This window comes from Ancylomarina longa, assembly GCF_003996985.1.
GTDB classification, from domain to species: Bacteria; Bacteroidota; Bacteroidia; order Bacteroidales; family Marinifilaceae; genus Ancylomarina_A; species Ancylomarina_A longa.
Genome location: NZ_RJJX01000314.1, coordinates 1 through 363, shown reverse-complemented (window position 1 = coordinate 363; position 363 = coordinate 1). Strand labels below are relative to the sequence as shown.

General features: G+C 48.5%; 1 rRNA gene. It reads left to right on the top strand.

Annotated features, from left to right (window positions below):
• Window positions 1-363: ribosomal RNA gene (locus tag DLK05_RS17315) — 23S ribosomal RNA — on the top strand; the annotation flags it as partial.

Genomic DNA, 363 nt, shown 5'->3' with positions numbered 1-363 from the left:
ACTGTATGCTGAGAACTGATAGCAAGCTGTACTTGTACAGTGAAGTGGCTGATACCATGCTTCCAGGAAAAGTCTCTAAGCTTCAGTTACATAGGAATCGTACCCGAAACCGACACAGGTGGTCAGGTCGAGTAGACCAAAGCGCTTGAGAGAACTCTGCTGAAGGAACTAGGCAAAATGGTACCGTAACTTCGGGAGAAGGTACGCTCTTGACGGTGAAGTCCCTTGCGGATGGAGCTATTAGGAGTCGCAGATACCAGGTGGCTGCAACTGTTTATTAAAAACACAGCACTGTGCAAAATCGTAAGATGACGTATACGGTGTGACGCCTGCCCGGTGCCGGAAGGTTAATTGATGGGGTTA